Genomic DNA, 17,506 nt, shown 5'->3' with positions numbered 1-17,506 from the left:
CTTTGTCCACCTTTTTAACTTCTTCTACGACTGTTTCTTTCATGAAAAATCCCCCTTTGTCTGATTATTCAGTTTTATTGTTGCAAGGAACATGCCAGCTAAAAATCGTTGTTTTTGCCGCTTATTTTATAAAAAAAGCCGTATTTTTGTCTCTTTGGGCCGTTTTTACGGCTATGCTTTGACAAAAAAACGGCTGCTATTATCCTTACTCAAAAGGCTTGGTTAAAGATGAATGTTATTTTTTCCCTAGTGATTATAGCGGGAGCAGCCAGTCCTGGAAAAACCGAACCCACAGAAGCTCATTTACCTCGTGTGGAAAGCATTTGATTGCAGCAAAACTTAACAATCCAGTCTAACTCTAACGGGCCCCATCAAAAAACAGTCCCACCATCGTTATGGCAGAACTGTCTTCTCTTTTGTTACCCTAATTATCCAAAATACTTATCGCAGTCTTCTTCCTCTTTACATTTAATAATCGGCCCTACATCCATTCGAAAATTCCCATCCCAGTCCCATCCAATCAATACTTTGTTGACCCCTGGGTTATTTTTAGTTATGTCTAACTTTTGCCCCTTTATTAACGTCACCCCTATATTAACTCCCTTTCCCTTCAATCATTTAATCAAGTAATGAATGTTACTGTTTGTCTACTTTTTTTAATGCCTCTTCATCAACGACCACTGTTACATTCGGATGTGCCAGCAAAGCCGAGGCCGGAAAGCTCTCGTTCGCTTCCTCTGTCAGCAGTTGAACCATTGCCTCTGCTTTTGATTCTCCTGAAACGAGCAATACAATTTCTTTCGCGCGCATGATTGTTTGAATGCCCATAGTAAGTGCCTGTGTTGGCACCTCAGCTAGACTAGAGAAATAACGGGCATTTGCTTTTCTTGTGGATTCATCAAGCGTTACCACATGAGTGATTGAATGGAAAGGAGTACCTGGTTCATTAAAACCGATATGCCCATTTCCTCCGATACCGAGCATCTGCAAATCAATATCCCCTGCTTCTCTAATTGACTGCTCGTACTGAAGACATTCCTCCTGTAAGTCCTTCGCTTCTCCATTCGGCAAATGGATATTTTCCTCCGGTATATCAATATGATCAAACAATTGGTGCTTCATATACGTATAGTAGCTATTTCGGTCTGTCCGTGGCAGACCGGCATATTCATCAAGGTTAAATGTTGTAATATGTTTATAGCTTGTTCCGGCTGTACGATGATCAGCCACTAATCGCTCATACATTCCTTCAGGGGTTCCTCCTGTAGCAAGCCCTAATACCATTTGCGGATTTTGTTTTACTTTTTTTAATACAATCCTGGCAGCTGTTTCACTTAGTTCTCGGTAATCTTTTACTTTGATTATGTTCATAACATGGTACTCCTTTAAAAATATAAAAATAAAACGATGGCTCTATACATCGTTTTATTTATTTTTACCATATCCCTGACAAATAAGCTATCGCTTCAGCGCCTTTTTAACTTAATACATCACCCTTCAACTATAAAAGGTAGATAAACCGCTTCTCTCACCGAGTATAAAATTGCATTATTTTGCTTTGATATTCTCTAAAGCATTGGCCGCGCAAACTAACAATAGCGATGGGAGCGAGGAAATCGTCGCATCCCGGAGGAGCTTAATCAGGCATAGTCAAAGAGCCTGCTGTGATAAATGTCTCCACAACAGGCTCTTTCACACCATTGTATATAACTTACGCTCCGTAAATAATAATTTCAGCCTTGCCATTTTGTGCCGTAATCTCCGCTTGTCCACCAATTGGCAATGTAGCCATTGGGTCTGTATGACCAAAACTAACATTCAGCAATACAGGAATTCCAGCAAGTTCCGGCTTATTTTTCAGCAGCGAAATGAGGGCAGATTCGGTCACATCGGACTCTTTTTGAAAACGCCCAATCAACACAGCTTTCAATTCCTTCGCTTCAGGTAAATGAAGGATTGACTGCAGATCGCGGTCAAACTTCATTAAATGAGTTTCATTATCATCTTCAATAAACAATACTGCTCCTTTTAAAGAAGGCATAAACTCTGTTCCTTGCAGCAAATTCAACGTGCAAAGATTACCGCCAATTAGCCGTCCCTCTGCTCGCCCTTCTGTGATAATAACAGGTCCTTCATTTGGATAATATGTACGGTCTTCTTGTTCCAAGTACCATTTATCGTCACTCCATGTTTCAGGAGTTTCTAATTCGAAGGGCGCATCATTCGTTAAAGCAGTCAGCATGCCTTGAATGGTGTAATCTGCCATATACTTCATGCCAAACGTAGAAAAATGGGGTCCAGAATAGGTAATTAAACCGGTTTTTCTATAGATGGCCAGCTGAAGTGCTGTAATATCGCTATACCCGATGAGGATTTTAGGATTGTTTCTAATGAGCTCATAATCAATGTGGGCAAGGAGTTGGTTCGCATTGTATCCTCCGATTGCCGTAAAAATCGCTTTTACGGCCGGATCGCGAAATGCTTCATGCAAGTCTTCTATTCTATTTTCAACCGATGTAGAAAATACAAGGTCATGCTCATCAACATGGCGGCCAAAGGTAACGCGAAAACCTAATTGTTCGAGTCGTTCTTTGGCCAGCTCTACCTGCTTTCCTTTTACAATCGCCATGCTCATTGATGGAGCAATCACCCGAATTTCATCTCCGGGCTGTAAACGCGGTGGCTGCATTTTTCTTCCCTCCATATTTGTTGCCATGTTCTTTTTTACTCAGTTATCAAGCCAAGTGCCGCTTCACAGCAAGCTTGATCTTGCTCGGTCGAACCGCCGCTTACTCCAATTCCGCCTGCTAGATCTTCTCCACAACGTACAGGATAGCCGCCGCCGAACACGGTAAGCCGCTTTGTATGAACAATACCGGTTTTTAAAGACGGCTTGTCTTTAATTACATCATACCATTCATGCGTAGGCCGGCCAAATGCAGCAGCTGTATAGGCTTTATCCTGGGCGATTTCAATACTTAATAGCGGCGCCCGATCCATTCTAGAAAAAGCTAATAAATTGCCTCCTGCATCCATAATCGCTACGTTAATAGCAATGCCAAGCTCTCTTGCTTTTTCCTTGGCGGCCTCCACCATCCGCTCAGCCAGATCGCTCGAAATTGTTTTTTGTTCAATAAACATTCCCATATCTTCCATCCCCTTTCCCTATCAATAAAAAATTAAGAAAAGACGGCACATTGGCCGCCTTTTACCTACTATGTACGTTTTCCTTGTACATTTCCTGCATTCTTTCTTTAATTATGTGCATAACTTTTTCAACCTTACTGTCATCCCGATAAGCTTCTTCATAAGCTTCCTGCATGAGCAACAATAACTGTTTCTGTTCTTGCACTTTCATCCTTCTTTTACCTCGATTGTCCAATAGATTTCTTTCTCATAAAACAAATTTATCATACTATAAAATTGCTAATCTTCCAAGAGAAAAGCAAATTATTTCCTTTTGTGTAACAATTGCAGCAGGAGGAGCTGAACAGTCCATCTGTTCAGCTCCTCCTTGCCGTAATGAAAATTGTGATGTTTATCGCTTTACGAACATCTGAGTGTAATAAATTCCATAATCGCCGCCCTTGGCAATCCCAATTCCCATTTCTTTGTAATTGGGATTTAAAATGTTGGCGCGATGGCCGGGACTGTTCATCCAGCCTTCCATAACGGCTTCTGCTGTACTGTAACCAGCAGCAATATTTTCCCCGGCAAATGTGTAGTTAATGCTGAATTGATCCATCATTTCGAATGGACTTCCATATGTGGGAGAAGTATGGTCAAAATAGTTGTTTTTCACCATGTCTTCTGATTTTAGCTGGGCTACCTTCGCCACATCATTGGCATACTGCAACGATCCTACTCCTGCTTTCGCTCGTTCTTGGTTGACAAGCCCTAAAATTTGCTTTGCGATTTCAGAATGAGTACCCGTAACTGACTGATGATCGAGCGGCTGCGGATTCGTCAGTTCCTCATTTTGATCATTCGGCTGATGATGCTTCAGAACATTACTAATAAAGACAGCAAGCTGTCCTCTCGTTACTTTCCCGTCCGGTGAGAAGGTAGTAGCTGATGTTCCAGAAGTAATTCCTGCTCCTGCAAGAGTTCCAATATACTCAGCTGCCCAATGGCCCTCCGGCACATCGGTAAAATTCGGACCTTTAGCCCTAGGTAAATTAAATGCTGTTACCATAATTTTTGCTAACTCTGCTCTTGTAAGCGTGCGATTTGGATAGAAGCTCTCTGATTTAGAAAATACGCCCCGTTGTGTGAGAGCAGTAATATAAGGATAAGCAGCTGTTCCAGAAGGTGAAATATCCTGAAAACTTGTTGTGCTGGATTGTCCTGGCTTAATCTGAAGCGCCCGTCCAATGAAAATGGCACTCTGTGCCCGAGTTACCGGTTCACCTGCTCGAAAGGTCCCATCTTTGAATCCAGTGATGATTCCCTCATTAGCCATTTTTTCGATTTGCGGGTATGCCCAATATCCGCTGGGAATATCACTAAAAGGATTGGCTGCATCTGCAGGAGATGCCCAAATACTGCCCGAAAGAATCAATGCGGCGGCGGCTGTTCCCATTTTTTTTGATAGTTTCATAAGTTTACACCTCTGCTAAATAAGTGATTTGCTTTTCATCCGGCCTATTATATCAATTTCTCCCGTTCATCTCATCGCCTGATTGACCTATTATCCATATTAAAAAAGTACGTTATAAAACTACTTTTCTCTTAATAAAAACAAAATAAACATAGAATTTTTTCATTTGACATGTTGTTGACACATTCATCCCTTACATTAAAATTATCAAATCGTTATTGAAGTCTTTCTGTACATAGGAGGAATAGATAGATGAAAAAGAGAACGATGTCGTACGTGATGAGCGGTGCGCTCTCAATTGGGATTTTAGGATCGGCTCCTTCCATGACAGCAGCAGGCCCTGCCACAACAAATGCGGAAGTGACGTCTTATAAATATCGGGACGGCCAGCAGATTAAGCCGATCAGAGATTTTTCTGATGTCATTCGTGAACAGGCGCAAACATTCGGGATCAACGTTGAAGATAAAGATATAGAAACACTTGCTAAGGAAGTAAGGGAAGAAAAAATAAAACAGCAGGCTGCTGCGCTAGGCATTGATACGTCGAATAAAGACGTTCAAACCCTTAAGAGCGAAGTTCGCATAGCTCAGCTATCGTTACATGAAAAGCGCTAAATGAGATTCTTTCTTTAAGCTGTCAATTTGGCAGCTTATTTGCTTTTTAATTATAATGATTAAAAATGTAAGCTATTTGTTTAACGAACATACACCAGTAATCAAATGAGCTGAGGTGAAGTGAGATGACTGCTTCTGTACTGCTTGCAGAGGATGAATTGGCTATCAGCCAAGTATTAAAAGCTTATCTAGTCAAGGCCGGCTTTCATGTGATCCAAGCTTTCGACGGACGACAAGCGATTGATTTATTCTATTCCGAGCCGCCTGATCTTGTGCTGTTAGATGTCATGATGCCCAAGGCAGACGGCTGGACCGTTCTTAAAGAGATTCGTCAAACAAGTGCCTGTCCAATCATTATGCTGACAGCTCTTGGGGATGTAACCTATCGGCTAGATGGATTAAATAATGGTGCAGATGATTATATTACAAAGCCATTCAATGGAGAAGAAGTGGTAGCTCGAGTGCGGGCGGTTCTGAGACGATCAATCAACGAACCCCTGACTTCGACTCTCAAGCATTATGGCAGCTTAACCATTGATAGTGCGGCCCATCGAGTCACATTAAAAGGAATTGATTTATCATTAACACCACGTGATTTATCGGTCTTGCTGTTTCTTGCCTCCCAGCCAAATCGAACCTTTACACGGGAACAGCTGATCGAGCATGTGTGGGGACATGATTATGACGGCAGTGATCGCGCTGTGGACTTGTCGATCAAAAGACTCCGCAAAGCCTTAAAAAATTGGCCGGAGACAGAAGGAGAAATTAAAACCTTACGGGGATTGGGGTATCAATTTTGTGTTCATGAAAACAACTAGAAGAGTTTCTTTGCTGCGTTATTGGACAACGCGTTATGTTGCTGCTCTTTGCCTCGGTCTTTTAATTGCCGCCATGCTTACAGTTATTTGGCTGCAGCATACGATGCTTAACAATCGGCTGGAAGTGTCAGAATTTATTGCAGAGGAGTTAGCAAACCGAATTGCCGGCAGCCAAGAGGAAAAAAGTGTCTCTCCCACTATTGATGAAGACATGTTGAAGAGCCGGGAGCTCTTTTTGCAATCTGAACATCCGCCAGCTATCTATATTACAGACCCAAAAGGACGAGTACTCTCGGCTAATCAGCAAACCTCCGGCATTAAAACAAGTTCCTTTGCAGCTTCTCTATTGGAAAAGAAAGGAGACGTGTTGAAACTTTCTCCTGAATTGGCTAATGGCTCACGTACATGGATGATTAAAAAGCCGATTAAGGTAGATGACATTATATTCGGTTGGGTCGTCATGCTGCAGCCAGAGAATGAACTGGAAAATGTGACAGAGGAATACCGTCTTCTCACCGGTCTGATTATCAGTCTTGGCTTGTTTGGCTGGGCTGCCATTTATATTCTCTCTCGCCGGCTCGCTACTCCAATCAGCCAGGTGGCAAAAGCGGCAAAACAAATTCAGGAGGGAAACTACCAAGTTCGCCTGCCGGAACAAATTAAAGAACAGGAGGTATACGATCTCGTTCACTCATTTAAGGAGATGGCCCAAAAGCTTCAGCAGCTAGAATCCTTGCGTGCTGAACTGCTGGCCGGTGTTACCCATGAGCTAAAAACACCTGTCACTTCAATCAGCGGACTCCTACAAGCTGTAAAAGATGAAGTGGTGACAGGCGAAGAAGCACAAAACTTCATTGATATCTCCTTAAAAGAGACAACGAAAATGCAAAAAATGGTCAATGATTTGCTTGATTTCAATTCATTTTCAGCAAAAGCCCTGCCTGTGGCAGTGGAAAAGCATTCAGTAAATGAGCTGATTTCTGAAATCGTTCATCAATGGCACTTGGGCCAGGAGACCGAGGAAATTACAGTGTCACTGTCTCCCCTGCCACATGATCGATATATTTCAACGGATGCCGTTCGGCTTCAGCAAATCATCGTTAACTTATTAAATAATGCGCGCCATGCTGTAGATTCGGATGGGAAAATTGAAGTTATATTATCAGAACAAGAAGGCGGCCTTCTCTCTATTGAAGTGAAGGACAATGGCAGCGGCATTCCTCTAGCTGAACAGCCATTGATCTTCGAGCGCTTTTATCGCGGCGAACAAAAAAAATACAAAGTGCGCGGTTTGGGGCTTGGCCTTCCTTACAGTAAACTGCTAGCCCAAGCATTAAAAGGTGACCTCCTGTTAAAAGAGAGTTCACCTGCAGGAACGACTTTTCGAATTTCCCTGCCGTTATCAGAAGAATCGTTTGGCAAGTCCTCCTTTGGCTAATAAAACAGTAAATCCAGATTGTAAAGGCTGACTCTTTTTTCGAGTCAGCCTTTTTTGTTATACTTCCGGTTCAAATGTCTTACAATCAGTCTCTTTTGTGTTAGTGGCCTGATTCCCTTTATGGCTAACCACATAAATTCGATCTGCTGTACATTCGTTTCCTTTCGCCCAATAAGTACAGTTGTTTACTTCACAAAGTACGTCTTTCGCCAATGTTCACACCCCCTTCCTTATATATTTAGCAAAAAGGATAAGCTCATTCCCTCCTTATTTTGGTCTTGCTCTCTGATCCGAATCAAAAAAGGCTTGCCATTGGTGGCAAGCCTTTTTTGAAAAGTATCTTTACTCTCTCTTAAATGTTTGGCAATCTGTTTCTTCTACATTGGATGCTCGATGGCCCCGGTGACTGGTCACAAGAATTTCATTAGCAGAGCATCGATTGCCTTCTTCCCAATAAACACAGTTGTTCACTTCACAGAGTACGCCCTCTAATACATCTTTATTCAAAGTAGTTTCCTCCTTTTAAATAGTTGATTTATTGTGGGTCGTGTGGCGGAGTGCTGTGCATATACGGGGGAGCTGGCGCTAGCATCGGTTTTTCCCCGTAGATGACCGGCATTTCCTCATATTCGAATTTTTTTCCGTCCGGTGCGGTTCCTTCAGCCCAGCTGCCTTTTACACTGTCTTCCCCTTCTGAAAAGTTGTACAGTTTATGTGAAAACTCTGTTGCTTCATATTCAGCAGGCACAGTAGAAGGAACGATGACTCCTTCTTTCTCCTCTAATTCTTTAATGGCTGCAATCCATTGATTTTGATGCATGGTATCACGTGCCAGCAGGAATGATAACATATCCTTAACACCGCGGTCATCTGTCATTTCATACAGACGAGCCACCTGCAATCTTCCCTGAGACTCGGCGTTTAAATTCGCACGGAAATCCGCTAATAAGTTGCCACTTGCTACGATATATCCAGCATTCCAAGGAACACCGGTACTGCTTTCCGGCGTGGCACCCAGTCCAGATACGATAGCGTGATGCGGATTCATCCCACCCATAATCGCACCAATAACCGGATCTTTAGCTGCATTTTCCTGCTCATTCACCGGCGCCTTATCAAGCAGGCGTGCAATCATGGTGGCAATCATTTCCACATGGCCAATTTCTTCTGTTCCTGTATCTAAAATGAGGTCTTTATACTTCTCGTTCCCTCTCGTATTCCATCCTTGAAATAAATATTGCATAGCAACTGAAATTTCGCCGAACTGCCCGCCAAGAATTTCTTGCAATTGTTTGGCGTACACCGGATCCGGCTTATCTGGTTTTGCGTGGAATTGAAGTTCTTTCTTATGGAAAAACATAAACTACCACCTTTGCTATTTTATTTGAATCACCGGTTGTAACCGGCTTTATGAAGATAGTATGTTATTCCACGTTTGGCTTTTTTTAAACAAAAATAACCTCCGGCAAGCCGGAGGTTAAAATTAAATCACTTATTTTAATGCTGATTGTACTTCCTTCACCATGGCAGAAACAGACTCTAATCCACCGCCAGATAAGTACCAGTAACCAGGATCTAGATAAACAATGTGGCCATCTTTATAAGCCTTCGTATTTTTCACTAAATCATTTTCGATCACTTGCTTAGCGGATGATCCGCCTCCTTCAGCAACAACAGCGCCGCGGTCAACTACGAATAAGTAGTCAGGGTTTTTCTCTACAATGTACTCAAAAGAAATGCTTTGACCGTGAGTAGATACTTCAATATTTTTATCAACCGGAGTTACACCGAATACGTCGTGAATGATACCGAAACGGGAACCTGGTCCATATGCACTCACTTTGCCATCGTTAGCCAATACGACTAAAGCGTTTTTCTTATCTTTTGAAGCTTGCTCTTTCAGCTTGCTAATTTCATCTTCTACTTTCGTCAATTCTGTTTTTACTTCCTCTTCTTTATCGAAAACTTCACCTAATGTTGTGGCATTTTTCTTAAATGAGTTCATAAAGTCAGCTGGGTCAACAGCTAAATAAATAGTTGGAGCGATTTCAGCAAATTGATCATACAATTCAGCTTGACGGCCAGAAATAATGATCAAGTCAGGAGACAATTCGTTTACTTTTTCAAAGTCTGGTTCTTTTAAGCTTCCAACATTCTCGTACTTATCCTCTTCATACTTAGACAAATATTTAGGAATATTTTCTTTAGGAAGCCCCGTTACTTCTACACCAAGCTTATCAAGTGTATCCAGGGAACCGAAATCAAAGACAACTACTTTTTCTGGGTTTTTCTTTACTTTCGTTTCACCAAGCTCATGCTTAACTGTTACCTCTTCTGTTTCTTTTTTCGGCTCACTGCTGCTCTTTTCTTTGTCCTCATTTGATCCGCAAGCAGCCATAATAGCGACTAGCATCGCTGTGATCATAAGTAATGATAGCTTTTTCCACATAATCTCTCTTCTCCTCTGCCTTTACTTAAAATATACACAAATTTTTTCGTTATTCACTGTTTCAATTTTCATATCAATTTCATAAATGTTGCGTAACACATTCCGCTCCATCATTTCATTCACTGTGCCTTCTTTAACGACTTTGCCGTCTTTTAAGGCTACGATATAATCGGAATAACAGGAAGCAAAGTTAATATCATGGATGACGATAACAACCGTTTTTCCTAGTTCATTTACTAGTCGCCGCAATACTTTCATAATTTGCACAGAATGCTTCATATCGAGGTTATTAAGCGGCTCATCTAATAAAACATATTCTGTATCCTGAGCGATAACCATCGCGATGAACGCCCGCTGACGCTGACCGCCGCTCAATTGGTCAATATATTTATCTTGCATATCTTCGAGCTCCATATAGCGAATTGCTTCGTCTACATGCTTCCAATCCTCTCTCGACAAATTGCCTTGTGAGTAGGGAAAGCGACCGAAGGAAACAAGCTCACGAATCGTCAATCGAAGATTTAAATGATTCGTTTGCTTTAAAATTGCCACTTTTTTCGCTAATTCTTTGCTCTTTGCCTGGTTTACGCTTTCACCATCAATCAATATTTCGCCTTCATCCTTCGTAATAAGCCGGCTAATCATCGACAGTAATGTACTCTTTCCTGCACCGTTTGGTCCGATGAAAGAAGTAATTCTTCCTTTTGGAATCGAGACGGAGACTTGATCAATGACAGCTTTGCTTCCATATCGTTTCGATACACCTTTAACTTCTACCATTTTTTATTCTCCTTTAACAGTAAGTAAATAAAGTACACACCGCCAACAAAGTTAATAATAACGCTCAATGTCGTGCTGAAAGTGAATACTCGTTCCACAATCAACTGACCGCCCACGAGAGCAATAATACTAATTAGGATAGAACCAGCTAATAAGTAGGAATGCCTGAACGTGCGGAACATCTCGTAAGTAACATTGACAACGAGCAGACCTAAAAATGTAATCGGGCCAACTAGCGCAGTGGATACTGAAATTAGAATGGCAACGACGACTAACAGCCGTTTGACTGTATAATCATAGTCCACTCCCAGATTGATAGCATGTTCTTTTCCAAGCGCCAGAACATCCAAATACTTCATAAAGCGAATAAAATAAAGGGATGTCAAGACAAGGACAATGACAGCGAGTGTTAAAACATCCGTCTGAACATTATTAAAGCTTGCGAACATTCTATCTTGAATAATCTGGAATTCGTTCGGGTCAATCAGTACCTGCATGAAAGAGGTGAAACTTTGAAAAAACGTTCCAAATATTAAACCAACTAATAAAAGGAAATAAATATTTTCTCCTTCACGTTTAAATAAAACTTTGTAAAGAATACCGGCAAAGAACACCATTAGGATAACAGAGACAACAAAGTTGACTTGTTTGTTCATCCATGTTAAATCGGTGGAACCGAACGCAAAGATCAGAACGGTCTGAATCAGCATATAAAGCGAGTCTAAGCCCAAAATGCTTGGCGTTAAAATACGGTTATTTGTGATCGTTTGGAAAATTAATGTAGAAAATGCGATAGCTGCTCCGGTCAGAACAATCGCAAAGATTTTTAGTCCTCTTTTCGGCAAAGCATAATCCCAATTGTTTCCGAGACCGGTAAACATAAAAACAACAATCAACAGGACAGCGGCCGCCGACAGGATAAGTAACTTTTTCTTATCACTCATAAGCCTTTCTCCTCATCAGCAAATATAAAAAGATGCCGCTTCCAATGACACCGACAGTCAACCCAATTGGAATTTCGTACGGATAAATGATCACCCGGCCGATAATGTCACAAAACAGGACGAAAACAGCTCCAAGTAACGCTGTGTGTGACAAACTCTTCTTTAAATGGTCTCCCCTATAAATCGATACGATATTAGGAATAATTAGGCCTAAAAACGGGATCATGCCGACGGTTAAAACAACCAGAGTTGCAGATAAAGCAACAATTACGAGCCCGATATTAACGACACGCTTATAATTCAAGCCGAGATTCATGGCAAAATCTTCTCCCATGCCAGCCAGTGTGAAGCGTTCCGCATATATGTAAGCAATAATTAAAAGCGGGATACTAATATAAAGAAGTTCGTAGCGTCCTGAGATGACCATTGAGAAATCCCCTTGCAGCCAGGCAGCCATATTCTGTATTAAGTCGTATTTATAAGCGAAGAAAGTAGAAATCGACGTTAAAATATTCCCGAACATTAACCCGACAAGCGGGATGAAAATCGTGTCTTTAAATTTAATTTTATCGAGGATTTTCATAAACAGAAATGTGCCAGCCAGTGCAAAAATGAAAGCAACAATCATTTTCTCAATCGGACTTGCGGCTGTAAATAAAATAAGTGAAATTAAAATTCCAAGTCGTGCAGCATCTAATGTTCCTGCAGTGGTTGGTGAAACAAATTTGTTTCTGCTCAGCTGCTGCATGATCAAACCGCTAATGCTTAAACTCACTCCAGCGATGATAATACTTACAAGCCGCGGAATCCGGCTTTTCCAAACAATTTGCGCCTGGTCATCTGTTAAATTAAACAATTGTAGCGGAGAAATGTGTGTGACTCCGATAAATATAGAAAGAATCGATAGAATGATCAGCGCAATCACTAAATATCTCTTTTTCATAACCATGTCCCTTATCTTACTGCCGCAACAGAAATTTTTAAGCTATCAGCTAAATGGATGACGATAATGAAATTCATTATCAACAAATAACGAAAAAATAATCTTCACCGGATGAAGAAGCTTATTTAAACAAGCATATAATTGAGCGCACTCATTTATATCATCGTTTTTAAATCGCGTTAAACTTACTCGTATCTTGTTCAATGCTTCAGGTACAAGTAACTCCCCAACTCTTTTTATCTACTAAATAGTCTATCTAGCAGTCCTTGCTGCCATTAGTTAAATAGATTAACTTGTTGCTGGGATAGGCCTGATGTTCAATAAAACCATGTTTAAGCACATTGTCAGTTAGAGATGGGGCCTTCACAGCCTATAGACTAACGCTTCCTCCAGAAGATACTTATTCTTCCTCACCCAAACATACTTTTCTTTGACAGCTCTTCGCTTCATATTTTACAAAACTATACTTGCTTATGCAAGAATCCGTTGTAAAGTTAGCATTATTTTCGGAATAAATGGTCAATTTGTGAACGCTCTTTTCATCCCTCAATGCCTATTATCGCAAATACACTTGCTCCCCTTTCACGCTTGTATTGATACTCATTCTCACTAACAATGATAGATGATAATGCTTCTCATTGTCAATAGCTAATTAACATATTTCCCAGTAAAAGAAAGGGCCGTCTTAAAGTGATGAAATAATCATCTATAAGACAGCCGATTTATTTAACCTTCTGTAATTGGTCCGCTTTGATGAAGCGGCGGCGGCATAAGCCAGCCATTCTCTTTATTTAACTGAAGAAAACGGCCACCAAGAGCAGCTTTCTGATTGTGAAATTGTAAAAACATTGCAGCAATATCCTCGCGGATACACTGGCTAATCATTTGACTGCAAGCGACTAAGCTAGCAGCAATACTGCCTGACATAATAGTGGAAATTTCATGGTCTTGAAAACGGGCTCCAGGAGGAATGCTGTTCACATCTGCTTGTGGGCGTTCCATCGGTCCTGCAGGAAGTCCGACCCCATTTTCTTTCAATAATGGCTCAAGCTGTGCTGCTTCTGACTGTGCTTGCCGAATAGATTCTTCTATGAGCTCTCTCAACTTTTCATCGCCCGCATGATTAAGCAATGTCTGTTGAACTCCGATTGCTCCGTTAGCTTTCATGAGGGCCGTCCATACACCGACTACTTCTCCATAATGCATTGGTTCGTTCTTAGGGTTTCCACTTAAAATTCCCATAATAACCTCCTGGCTACATCTTTCATTTTTGTGTTTTATCCACATCTCTAGTTTGGCCTTCTTCACTCTTTTTCATTCCATAACAAAGCGCGATACCGTATGATTAAGACAAAAAGGAGAACATGGCTATGAGGAATATTCCTTCCTTTCTTGTCCGTTTCCATAAAGTCATTCTTTTTTTGTGGCTTGCTGCCGCGATTATCATGGGGGTTTTTGCGACTAAACTTCCTTCCATGCTTGAGGGTGATGGATTTCGGACAGACGGAGAGTATGAGCAAGTCCAGAAAGACTTAACTGATACGTTTGATTTCCCTGAATCAACAATTATGGTGCTGTTTGAAAAAGAGAAAAAGGAATCAAAAGCAGCATTTGAAGACAAAATTGGATATACACTGACTGAAATAAAAAAGTTAGGCCTTGCATCAGCGATTGAATCACCGTTAGACAATACGTCACTTATGAAAAAAGATACCGCTTATGCGATGATACATATTGATGACAAGACAGCAGAAATGCCAGCCATTATTAGCGATATAAAAAGCAGGTAAAAGAAAAAGAAGGCATCACCTTAACAGGAGGACCTGTTATTTCTGAAGATATTAATAAAGCGAGTCAAGATGATTTAAAACAGGCAGAACTTATTGGCCTCCCTGTTGCATTGCTCGTTCTTTTGCTTTCATTTGGTACACTTACTGCTTCTATATTGCCACTTATCGTCGGAGGGATAACTATTGTTATTGGTTTCGGCTTACTTACCTTTATTGGAAAAGAAGTAGAGCTGGCGATTTTTATTTTAAACATTGCACCGATGGTCGGCCTCGCCCTGTCTATCGATTTCTCTCTCCTGTTCATTAATCGCTATAAAGAAGAATTCCAGAAGCAGCCGAAAACAGAAGCCTTAATCGTAACGATTAACACGGCAGGGCATTCCATTTTATTCTCAGCTGTCTGTGTATTTATCGGTCTCGGTTCCATGATGTTGATTGATGTGGATATCTTTAAGAATGTCGCTATTGGCGGCATGGTCGTCATTGCTATTGCTGTGCTCGGATCACTTACACTACTACCGGCCCTTTTATACATTCTCGACGACCGAATTTATAAGTGGCGCATTCTTCGGACAGACAAAGATAATAGTGGCCGCTGGCGAGCATTTGCCTCTATGGTAATGAAGCGTCCGGTCTTAATTACCATCGCCGCAACGGCCATTCTGATCGCCGGTGTTATGCCTGTACAGGATATGAAGCTATCCATACCGACAGCCGATTCCTTGCCGAAAACCTTTGACTCACGAATAGCCTATGAGAAAATTGAACGGGACTTCATGCAAAGAAATAAAAGTATCCTTTATGCTGTTGCTGAACGAAAGGATGGTTGGCTAGATGAAGCTGGCCTGGAGCAAATGAAGGGACTAATAGACTCTTTCCTCTCTGAAAAGGAAGTAAATGAAGCTGAGTCAATCTTTTCGATCAGCAAACTATCAGAACCCCAGCAAGTCGCAGCCGCTCTTGAGCAGCCGCAAATGAAAGCAAAGCTGGAACCAGCTGTCCAACCGTTTGTTCGAGGGGACAAGCTGTTAATTCCCATCCACTTGAATGTGGAAGCAAATTCAGACGCTGCCCAAAGGCTGGCCCGCGAGTGGAGCGAAGAAGACTGGCCAGTAAACATTCAATTCGGTGGACAGCCAAAGTTCAATCAAGAAATTTATGATGAGATTTTTGATAAAATCGGTCCTATTCTCGCGATTATTTTATCATCGACATTTATCATTCTTATGTTCGCCTTCCGTTCAATCATTATTCCGCTTAAAGCTATCTTAATGAATGTTCTTGGGCTTACCTCCACATTCGGCATTCTCGTCTGGCTATTTCAGGGAGGGCATCTCGGACTTCATGAAATGGACATTTCGTTAATTTTGCCGGTGCTCGTCTTTAGTCTCGTTTTTGGCTTAAGCATGGATTATGAAGTCTTTTTAATTTCCCGGATTCGCGAATATTACTTGAATACAGGAGATAATACTAAGTCTACCGTGGAGGGACTTGCCAGCACGAGTAGAGTTATTACTGCCGCTGCATTAATTATGATTGTGATCACCGGGGCGTTTGCTTTTACCGGTGTTGTACCTGTAAAACAAATTGGCATTGGCATAGCTCTTGCTATTGCGATTGACGCGACGATCATCCGCCTCCTCCTTGTGCCAAGCTTAATGAAGCTGCTGGGCGATTGGAATTGGTGGTATCCGTTTCGAGCGAAAGCGGCAAAGAAACCAAACGAGCACGTATAAAGACAAAAAGGGTGACCAAAAACTTCTCGGTCACCCCCTTCCTTTATTTACGCCTATTTTTTCTCCCTTGCCGTTGTCTGGCTGACGGTCGATCCTTTTTAGAAGAACCAATGGGCCTCTGATTTCTTTTATTATCCACGGGCGGAGCAGCCTGCTCAACGATTTTCCGTTCAAGCGGCCGACCCAGTCCATTTTCAATAAGACGAAGGAAGTCTTTATCCTTCAAGGCAGCAAACGTATAGGCTTCTCCCTTTTCTCCGGCTCTTCCTGTACGCCCGATCCGGTGGATATAACTTTCCATATCATGCGGGATATCATAGTTGAATACGTGGGTAACTCCTTCTACATCCAACCCGCGGGATGCCACATCTGTTGCCACAAGCAAATGCAATTCAGCGTCACGAAATCTTTTCATGACCCTTTCTCTTTTCGCCTGAGACAAGTCTCCATGCAATTCATCAATATTATAGCCTTTTGCCTTTAACTCATCGCATAGCTTGCTGACGCGTCGTTTTGTCCGGCAGAAGATGATGCCTAAAAAAGGTTGGGCCTCATCAATCACTTCACACAGTGCCTGTTGTTTACGGCGGTCGGTCGTTTCAATCACAAACTGTTTCGTCTGTTCCACCGTTACCTCTTTGCTCTTCACATGAACGGAGCGTGGATTTCTCATATATCTCTTCGCCAGCTGACGGACATCTTTTGGCATGGTTGCCGAAAATAAAGCCGTTTGCCGTGTAAAAGGTGTCTCTCTAATGATAGCCTCCACTTCATCTAAAAAACCGATATGAAGCATTTGATCAGCCTCATCGAGCACAAGCATCGACACGTCTGTTAAATCAACCGTTCCACGGCGAATATGATCGAGTAATCTTCCTGGCGTAGCAATCACAATATGCACTTGCTCATTAAGCCGCCGAATCTGCTGTTCCACATCTTGTCCACCGTAGGCAGCAAGTATATGTACGCCGCTCTCTTCTGTCAGCAATCCGCGCAATTCTTCCGTTATTTGCAAGGCCAGTTCTCTTGTTGGCGTGACAATTAATCCTTGAATCTCACCTTTTTGAATATTTATCTTTTCAAGCAAGGGCAATAGAAAAGCAAATGTCTTGCCTGTTCCTGTTTTTGCTTGAGCAATCACATCTTCTCCTTCTAACAAAAGTGGGATTGCTTCTTTTTGCACGGGGGTGGGTGATTCGATATTCTTTTCTTTTAATTTTCCAGCCCACACTGTGCTGACTCCTAAATCTGTAAATTGATTCAAACTCTTCACCTCTTTTTTCCATTATACATAAAAGAAGAAAAAGTGCAGATAGAGCTTATTGATTCTCTTTAGTGAATAAACCACCATTGTCTTTAAAGATAAATAGGTAGATACACAATTTAAAGCGCC

The 17,506-nt window shown here is 41.6% G+C and carries 20 protein-coding genes; 5 read left to right on the top strand and 15 right to left on the bottom strand.

The features are described from left to right. Positions 1–428 precede the first annotated feature (428 nt). From MKZ02_RS06200 to MKZ02_RS06175, 6 genes are all read right to left on the bottom strand, one after another. On the bottom strand, positions 429–587 hold the full coding sequence (locus MKZ02_RS06200; RefSeq protein WP_340852499.1) for a hypothetical protein: 159 nt from the start codon (positions 585–587) through the stop codon (positions 429–431). A gap of 49 nt (positions 588–636) precedes the next feature. Then, on the bottom strand, positions 637–1,371 hold the full coding sequence (nagB, locus tag MKZ02_RS06195) for a glucosamine-6-phosphate deaminase (protein ID WP_340852498.1): 735 nt from the start codon (positions 1,369–1,371) through the stop codon (positions 637–639). Positions 1,372–1,711: 340 nt separating this feature from the next. Further along, positions 1,712–2,689: a S66 family peptidase gene (locus MKZ02_RS06190; protein WP_340852495.1), complete on the bottom strand. Its 978-nt coding sequence runs from the start codon at positions 2,687–2,689 to the stop codon at positions 1,712–1,714. 35 nt (positions 2,690–2,724) lie between these two features. Next, a complete protein-coding gene (locus MKZ02_RS06185; protein WP_182917016.1) occupies positions 2,725–3,147 on the bottom strand; it encodes a GlcG/HbpS family heme-binding protein in 423 nt (140 codons plus the stop codon). A 61-nt stretch (positions 3,148–3,208) separates the two neighbouring features. Further along, entirely contained in the window at positions 3,209–3,358 is a 150-nt protein-coding gene (locus tag MKZ02_RS06180) for a hypothetical protein (RefSeq protein WP_182917017.1), read from the bottom strand. Between the two features lie 180 nt (positions 3,359–3,538). Continuing rightward, positions 3,539–4,600, bottom strand: coding sequence for an S-layer homology domain-containing protein (locus tag MKZ02_RS06175; RefSeq protein ID WP_340852493.1), 1,062 nt, complete (start codon positions 4,598–4,600; stop codon positions 3,539–3,541). 252 nt (positions 4,601–4,852) lie between these two features. Between MKZ02_RS06175 and MKZ02_RS06170 the strand changes: the two genes are divergently transcribed. The 3 genes from MKZ02_RS06170 (at position 4,853) to MKZ02_RS06160 (ending at position 7,471) form a co-directional block, all read left to right on the top strand. Further along, complete coding sequence (locus tag MKZ02_RS06170; RefSeq protein ID WP_120034530.1) at positions 4,853–5,215, top strand: hypothetical protein; 363 nt, start codon at positions 4,853–4,855, stop codon at positions 5,213–5,215. Between the two features lie 125 nt (positions 5,216–5,340). Continuing rightward, a complete protein-coding gene (locus tag MKZ02_RS06165; protein ID WP_340852489.1) occupies positions 5,341–6,033 on the top strand; it encodes a response regulator transcription factor in 693 nt (230 codons plus the stop codon). Continuing rightward, complete coding sequence (locus tag MKZ02_RS06160; RefSeq protein WP_340856336.1) at positions 6,020–7,471, top strand: HAMP domain-containing sensor histidine kinase; 1,452 nt, start codon at positions 6,020–6,022, stop codon at positions 7,469–7,471. The genes MKZ02_RS06165 and MKZ02_RS06160 overlap by 14 nt, the downstream gene beginning before the upstream one ends. Positions 7,472–7,528: 57 nt before the next feature. Here MKZ02_RS06160 and MKZ02_RS06155 read toward each other — a convergent pair whose 3' ends face one another. From MKZ02_RS06155 to MKZ02_RS06120, 8 genes are all read right to left on the bottom strand, one after another. Beyond that, positions 7,529–7,684, bottom strand: coding sequence for a DUF1540 domain-containing protein (locus MKZ02_RS06155; RefSeq protein WP_120034534.1), 156 nt, complete (start codon positions 7,682–7,684; stop codon positions 7,529–7,531). Between the two features lie 129 nt (positions 7,685–7,813). Next, on the bottom strand, positions 7,814–7,978 hold the full coding sequence (locus MKZ02_RS06150) for a DUF1540 domain-containing protein (protein WP_120034536.1): 165 nt from the start codon (positions 7,976–7,978) through the stop codon (positions 7,814–7,816). 28 nt (positions 7,979–8,006) lie between these two features. Further along, entirely contained in the window at positions 8,007–8,831 is an 825-nt protein-coding gene (locus MKZ02_RS06145; RefSeq protein WP_120034538.1) for a manganese catalase family protein, read from the bottom strand. A gap of 132 nt (positions 8,832–8,963) precedes the next feature. Then, a complete protein-coding gene (locus tag MKZ02_RS06140) occupies positions 8,964–9,920 on the bottom strand; it encodes a siderophore ABC transporter substrate-binding protein (protein WP_340852486.1) in 957 nt (318 codons plus the stop codon). Between the two features lie 21 nt (positions 9,921–9,941). Further along, complete coding sequence (locus MKZ02_RS06135) at positions 9,942–10,700, bottom strand: iron ABC transporter ATP-binding protein (protein WP_120034542.1); 759 nt, start codon at positions 10,698–10,700, stop codon at positions 9,942–9,944. Continuing rightward, the gene (locus MKZ02_RS06130) at positions 10,694–11,644 is read right to left on the bottom strand and encodes an iron chelate uptake ABC transporter family permease subunit (protein ID WP_120034544.1); all 951 of its coding nucleotides are present in this window, start codon (positions 11,642–11,644) and stop codon (positions 10,694–10,696) included. Before MKZ02_RS06130 ends, MKZ02_RS06135 begins: the two co-directional genes overlap by 7 nt. Further along, a complete protein-coding gene (locus MKZ02_RS06125) occupies positions 11,637–12,587 on the bottom strand; it encodes an ABC transporter permease (protein WP_120034546.1) in 951 nt (316 codons plus the stop codon). Before MKZ02_RS06125 ends, MKZ02_RS06130 begins: the two co-directional genes overlap by 8 nt. Before the next feature lie 726 nt (positions 12,588–13,313). After that, positions 13,314–13,829: a DUF3231 family protein gene (locus MKZ02_RS06120; RefSeq protein WP_340852484.1), complete on the bottom strand. Its 516-nt coding sequence runs from the start codon at positions 13,827–13,829 to the stop codon at positions 13,314–13,316. A gap of 128 nt (positions 13,830–13,957) precedes the next feature. On the opposite strand from MKZ02_RS06120, the gene MKZ02_RS06115 reads away from it, so the two are divergent. Together MKZ02_RS06115 and MKZ02_RS06110 are read left to right on the top strand one after the other, a co-directional pair. Then, positions 13,958–14,377: a hypothetical protein gene (locus tag MKZ02_RS06115; RefSeq protein WP_340852482.1), complete on the top strand. Its 420-nt coding sequence runs from the start codon at positions 13,958–13,960 to the stop codon at positions 14,375–14,377. A gap of 14 nt (positions 14,378–14,391) precedes the next feature. Further along, positions 14,392–16,113 carry an MMPL family transporter gene (locus MKZ02_RS06110; RefSeq protein ID WP_340856335.1) on the top strand — a complete coding sequence of 574 codons (1,722 nt, stop codon included), beginning with the start codon at positions 14,392–14,394 and terminating at the stop codon, positions 16,111–16,113. A 43-nt stretch (positions 16,114–16,156) separates the two neighbouring features. Here the strand turns inward: MKZ02_RS06110 and MKZ02_RS06105 are convergent, their stop codons facing one another. After that, positions 16,157–17,386 (bottom strand): DEAD/DEAH box helicase, encoded by a 1,230-nt coding sequence (locus MKZ02_RS06105; protein WP_120034552.1) that lies wholly within the window; start codon positions 17,384–17,386, stop codon positions 16,157–16,159. Positions 17,387–17,506: the final 120 nt, after the last annotated feature.

Origin of the sequence: Pseudobacillus sp. FSL P4-0506, assembly GCF_038003025.1 — a bacterium.
GTDB lineage: Bacteria > Bacillota > Bacilli > Bacillales > Domibacillaceae > Pseudobacillus.
This window is presented reverse-complemented; position numbering and strand designations above follow the sequence as displayed.

Coding starts and splice junctions, on each gene's coding strand:
- MKZ02_RS06130 (WP_120034544.1), bottom strand. CDS start 11,644: ATGAGTGATAAGAAAAAGTTACTTATCCTGTCGGCGGCCGCTGTCCTG.
- MKZ02_RS06165 (WP_340852489.1), top strand. CDS start 5,341: ATGACTGCTTCTGTACTGCTTGCAGAGGATGAATTGGCTATCAGCCAA.
- MKZ02_RS06170 (WP_120034530.1), top strand. CDS start 4,853: ATGAAAAAGAGAACGATGTCGTACGTGATGAGCGGTGCGCTCTCAATT.
- MKZ02_RS06175 (WP_340852493.1), bottom strand. CDS start 4,600: ATGAAACTATCAAAAAAAATGGGAACAGCCGCCGCCGCATTGATTCTT.
- MKZ02_RS06135 (WP_120034542.1), bottom strand. CDS start 10,700: ATGGTAGAAGTTAAAGGTGTATCGAAACGATATGGAAGCAAAGCTGTC.
- MKZ02_RS06145 (WP_120034538.1), bottom strand. CDS start 8,831: ATGTTTTTCCATAAGAAAGAACTTCAATTCCACGCAAAACCAGATAAG.
- MKZ02_RS06180 (WP_182917017.1), bottom strand. CDS start 3,358: ATGAAAGTGCAAGAACAGAAACAGTTATTGTTGCTCATGCAGGAAGCT.
- MKZ02_RS06160 (WP_340856336.1), top strand. CDS start 6,020: ATGAAAACAACTAGAAGAGTTTCTTTGCTGCGTTATTGGACAACGCGT.
- MKZ02_RS06140 (WP_340852486.1), bottom strand. CDS start 9,920: ATGTGGAAAAAGCTATCATTACTTATGATCACAGCGATGCTAGTCGCT.
- MKZ02_RS06185 (WP_182917016.1), bottom strand. CDS start 3,147: ATGGGAATGTTTATTGAACAAAAAACAATTTCGAGCGATCTGGCTGAG.
- nagB (WP_340852498.1), bottom strand. CDS start 1,371: ATGAACATAATCAAAGTAAAAGATTACCGAGAACTAAGTGAAACAGCT.
- MKZ02_RS06190 (WP_340852495.1), bottom strand. CDS start 2,689: ATGCAGCCACCGCGTTTACAGCCCGGAGATGAAATTCGGGTGATTGCT.
- MKZ02_RS06115 (WP_340852482.1), top strand. CDS start 13,958: ATGAGGAATATTCCTTCCTTTCTTGTCCGTTTCCATAAAGTCATTCTT.
- MKZ02_RS06125 (WP_120034546.1), bottom strand. CDS start 12,587: ATGAAAAAGAGATATTTAGTGATTGCGCTGATCATTCTATCGATTCTT.
- MKZ02_RS06120 (WP_340852484.1), bottom strand. CDS start 13,829: ATGGGAATTTTAAGTGGAAACCCTAAGAACGAACCAATGCATTATGGA.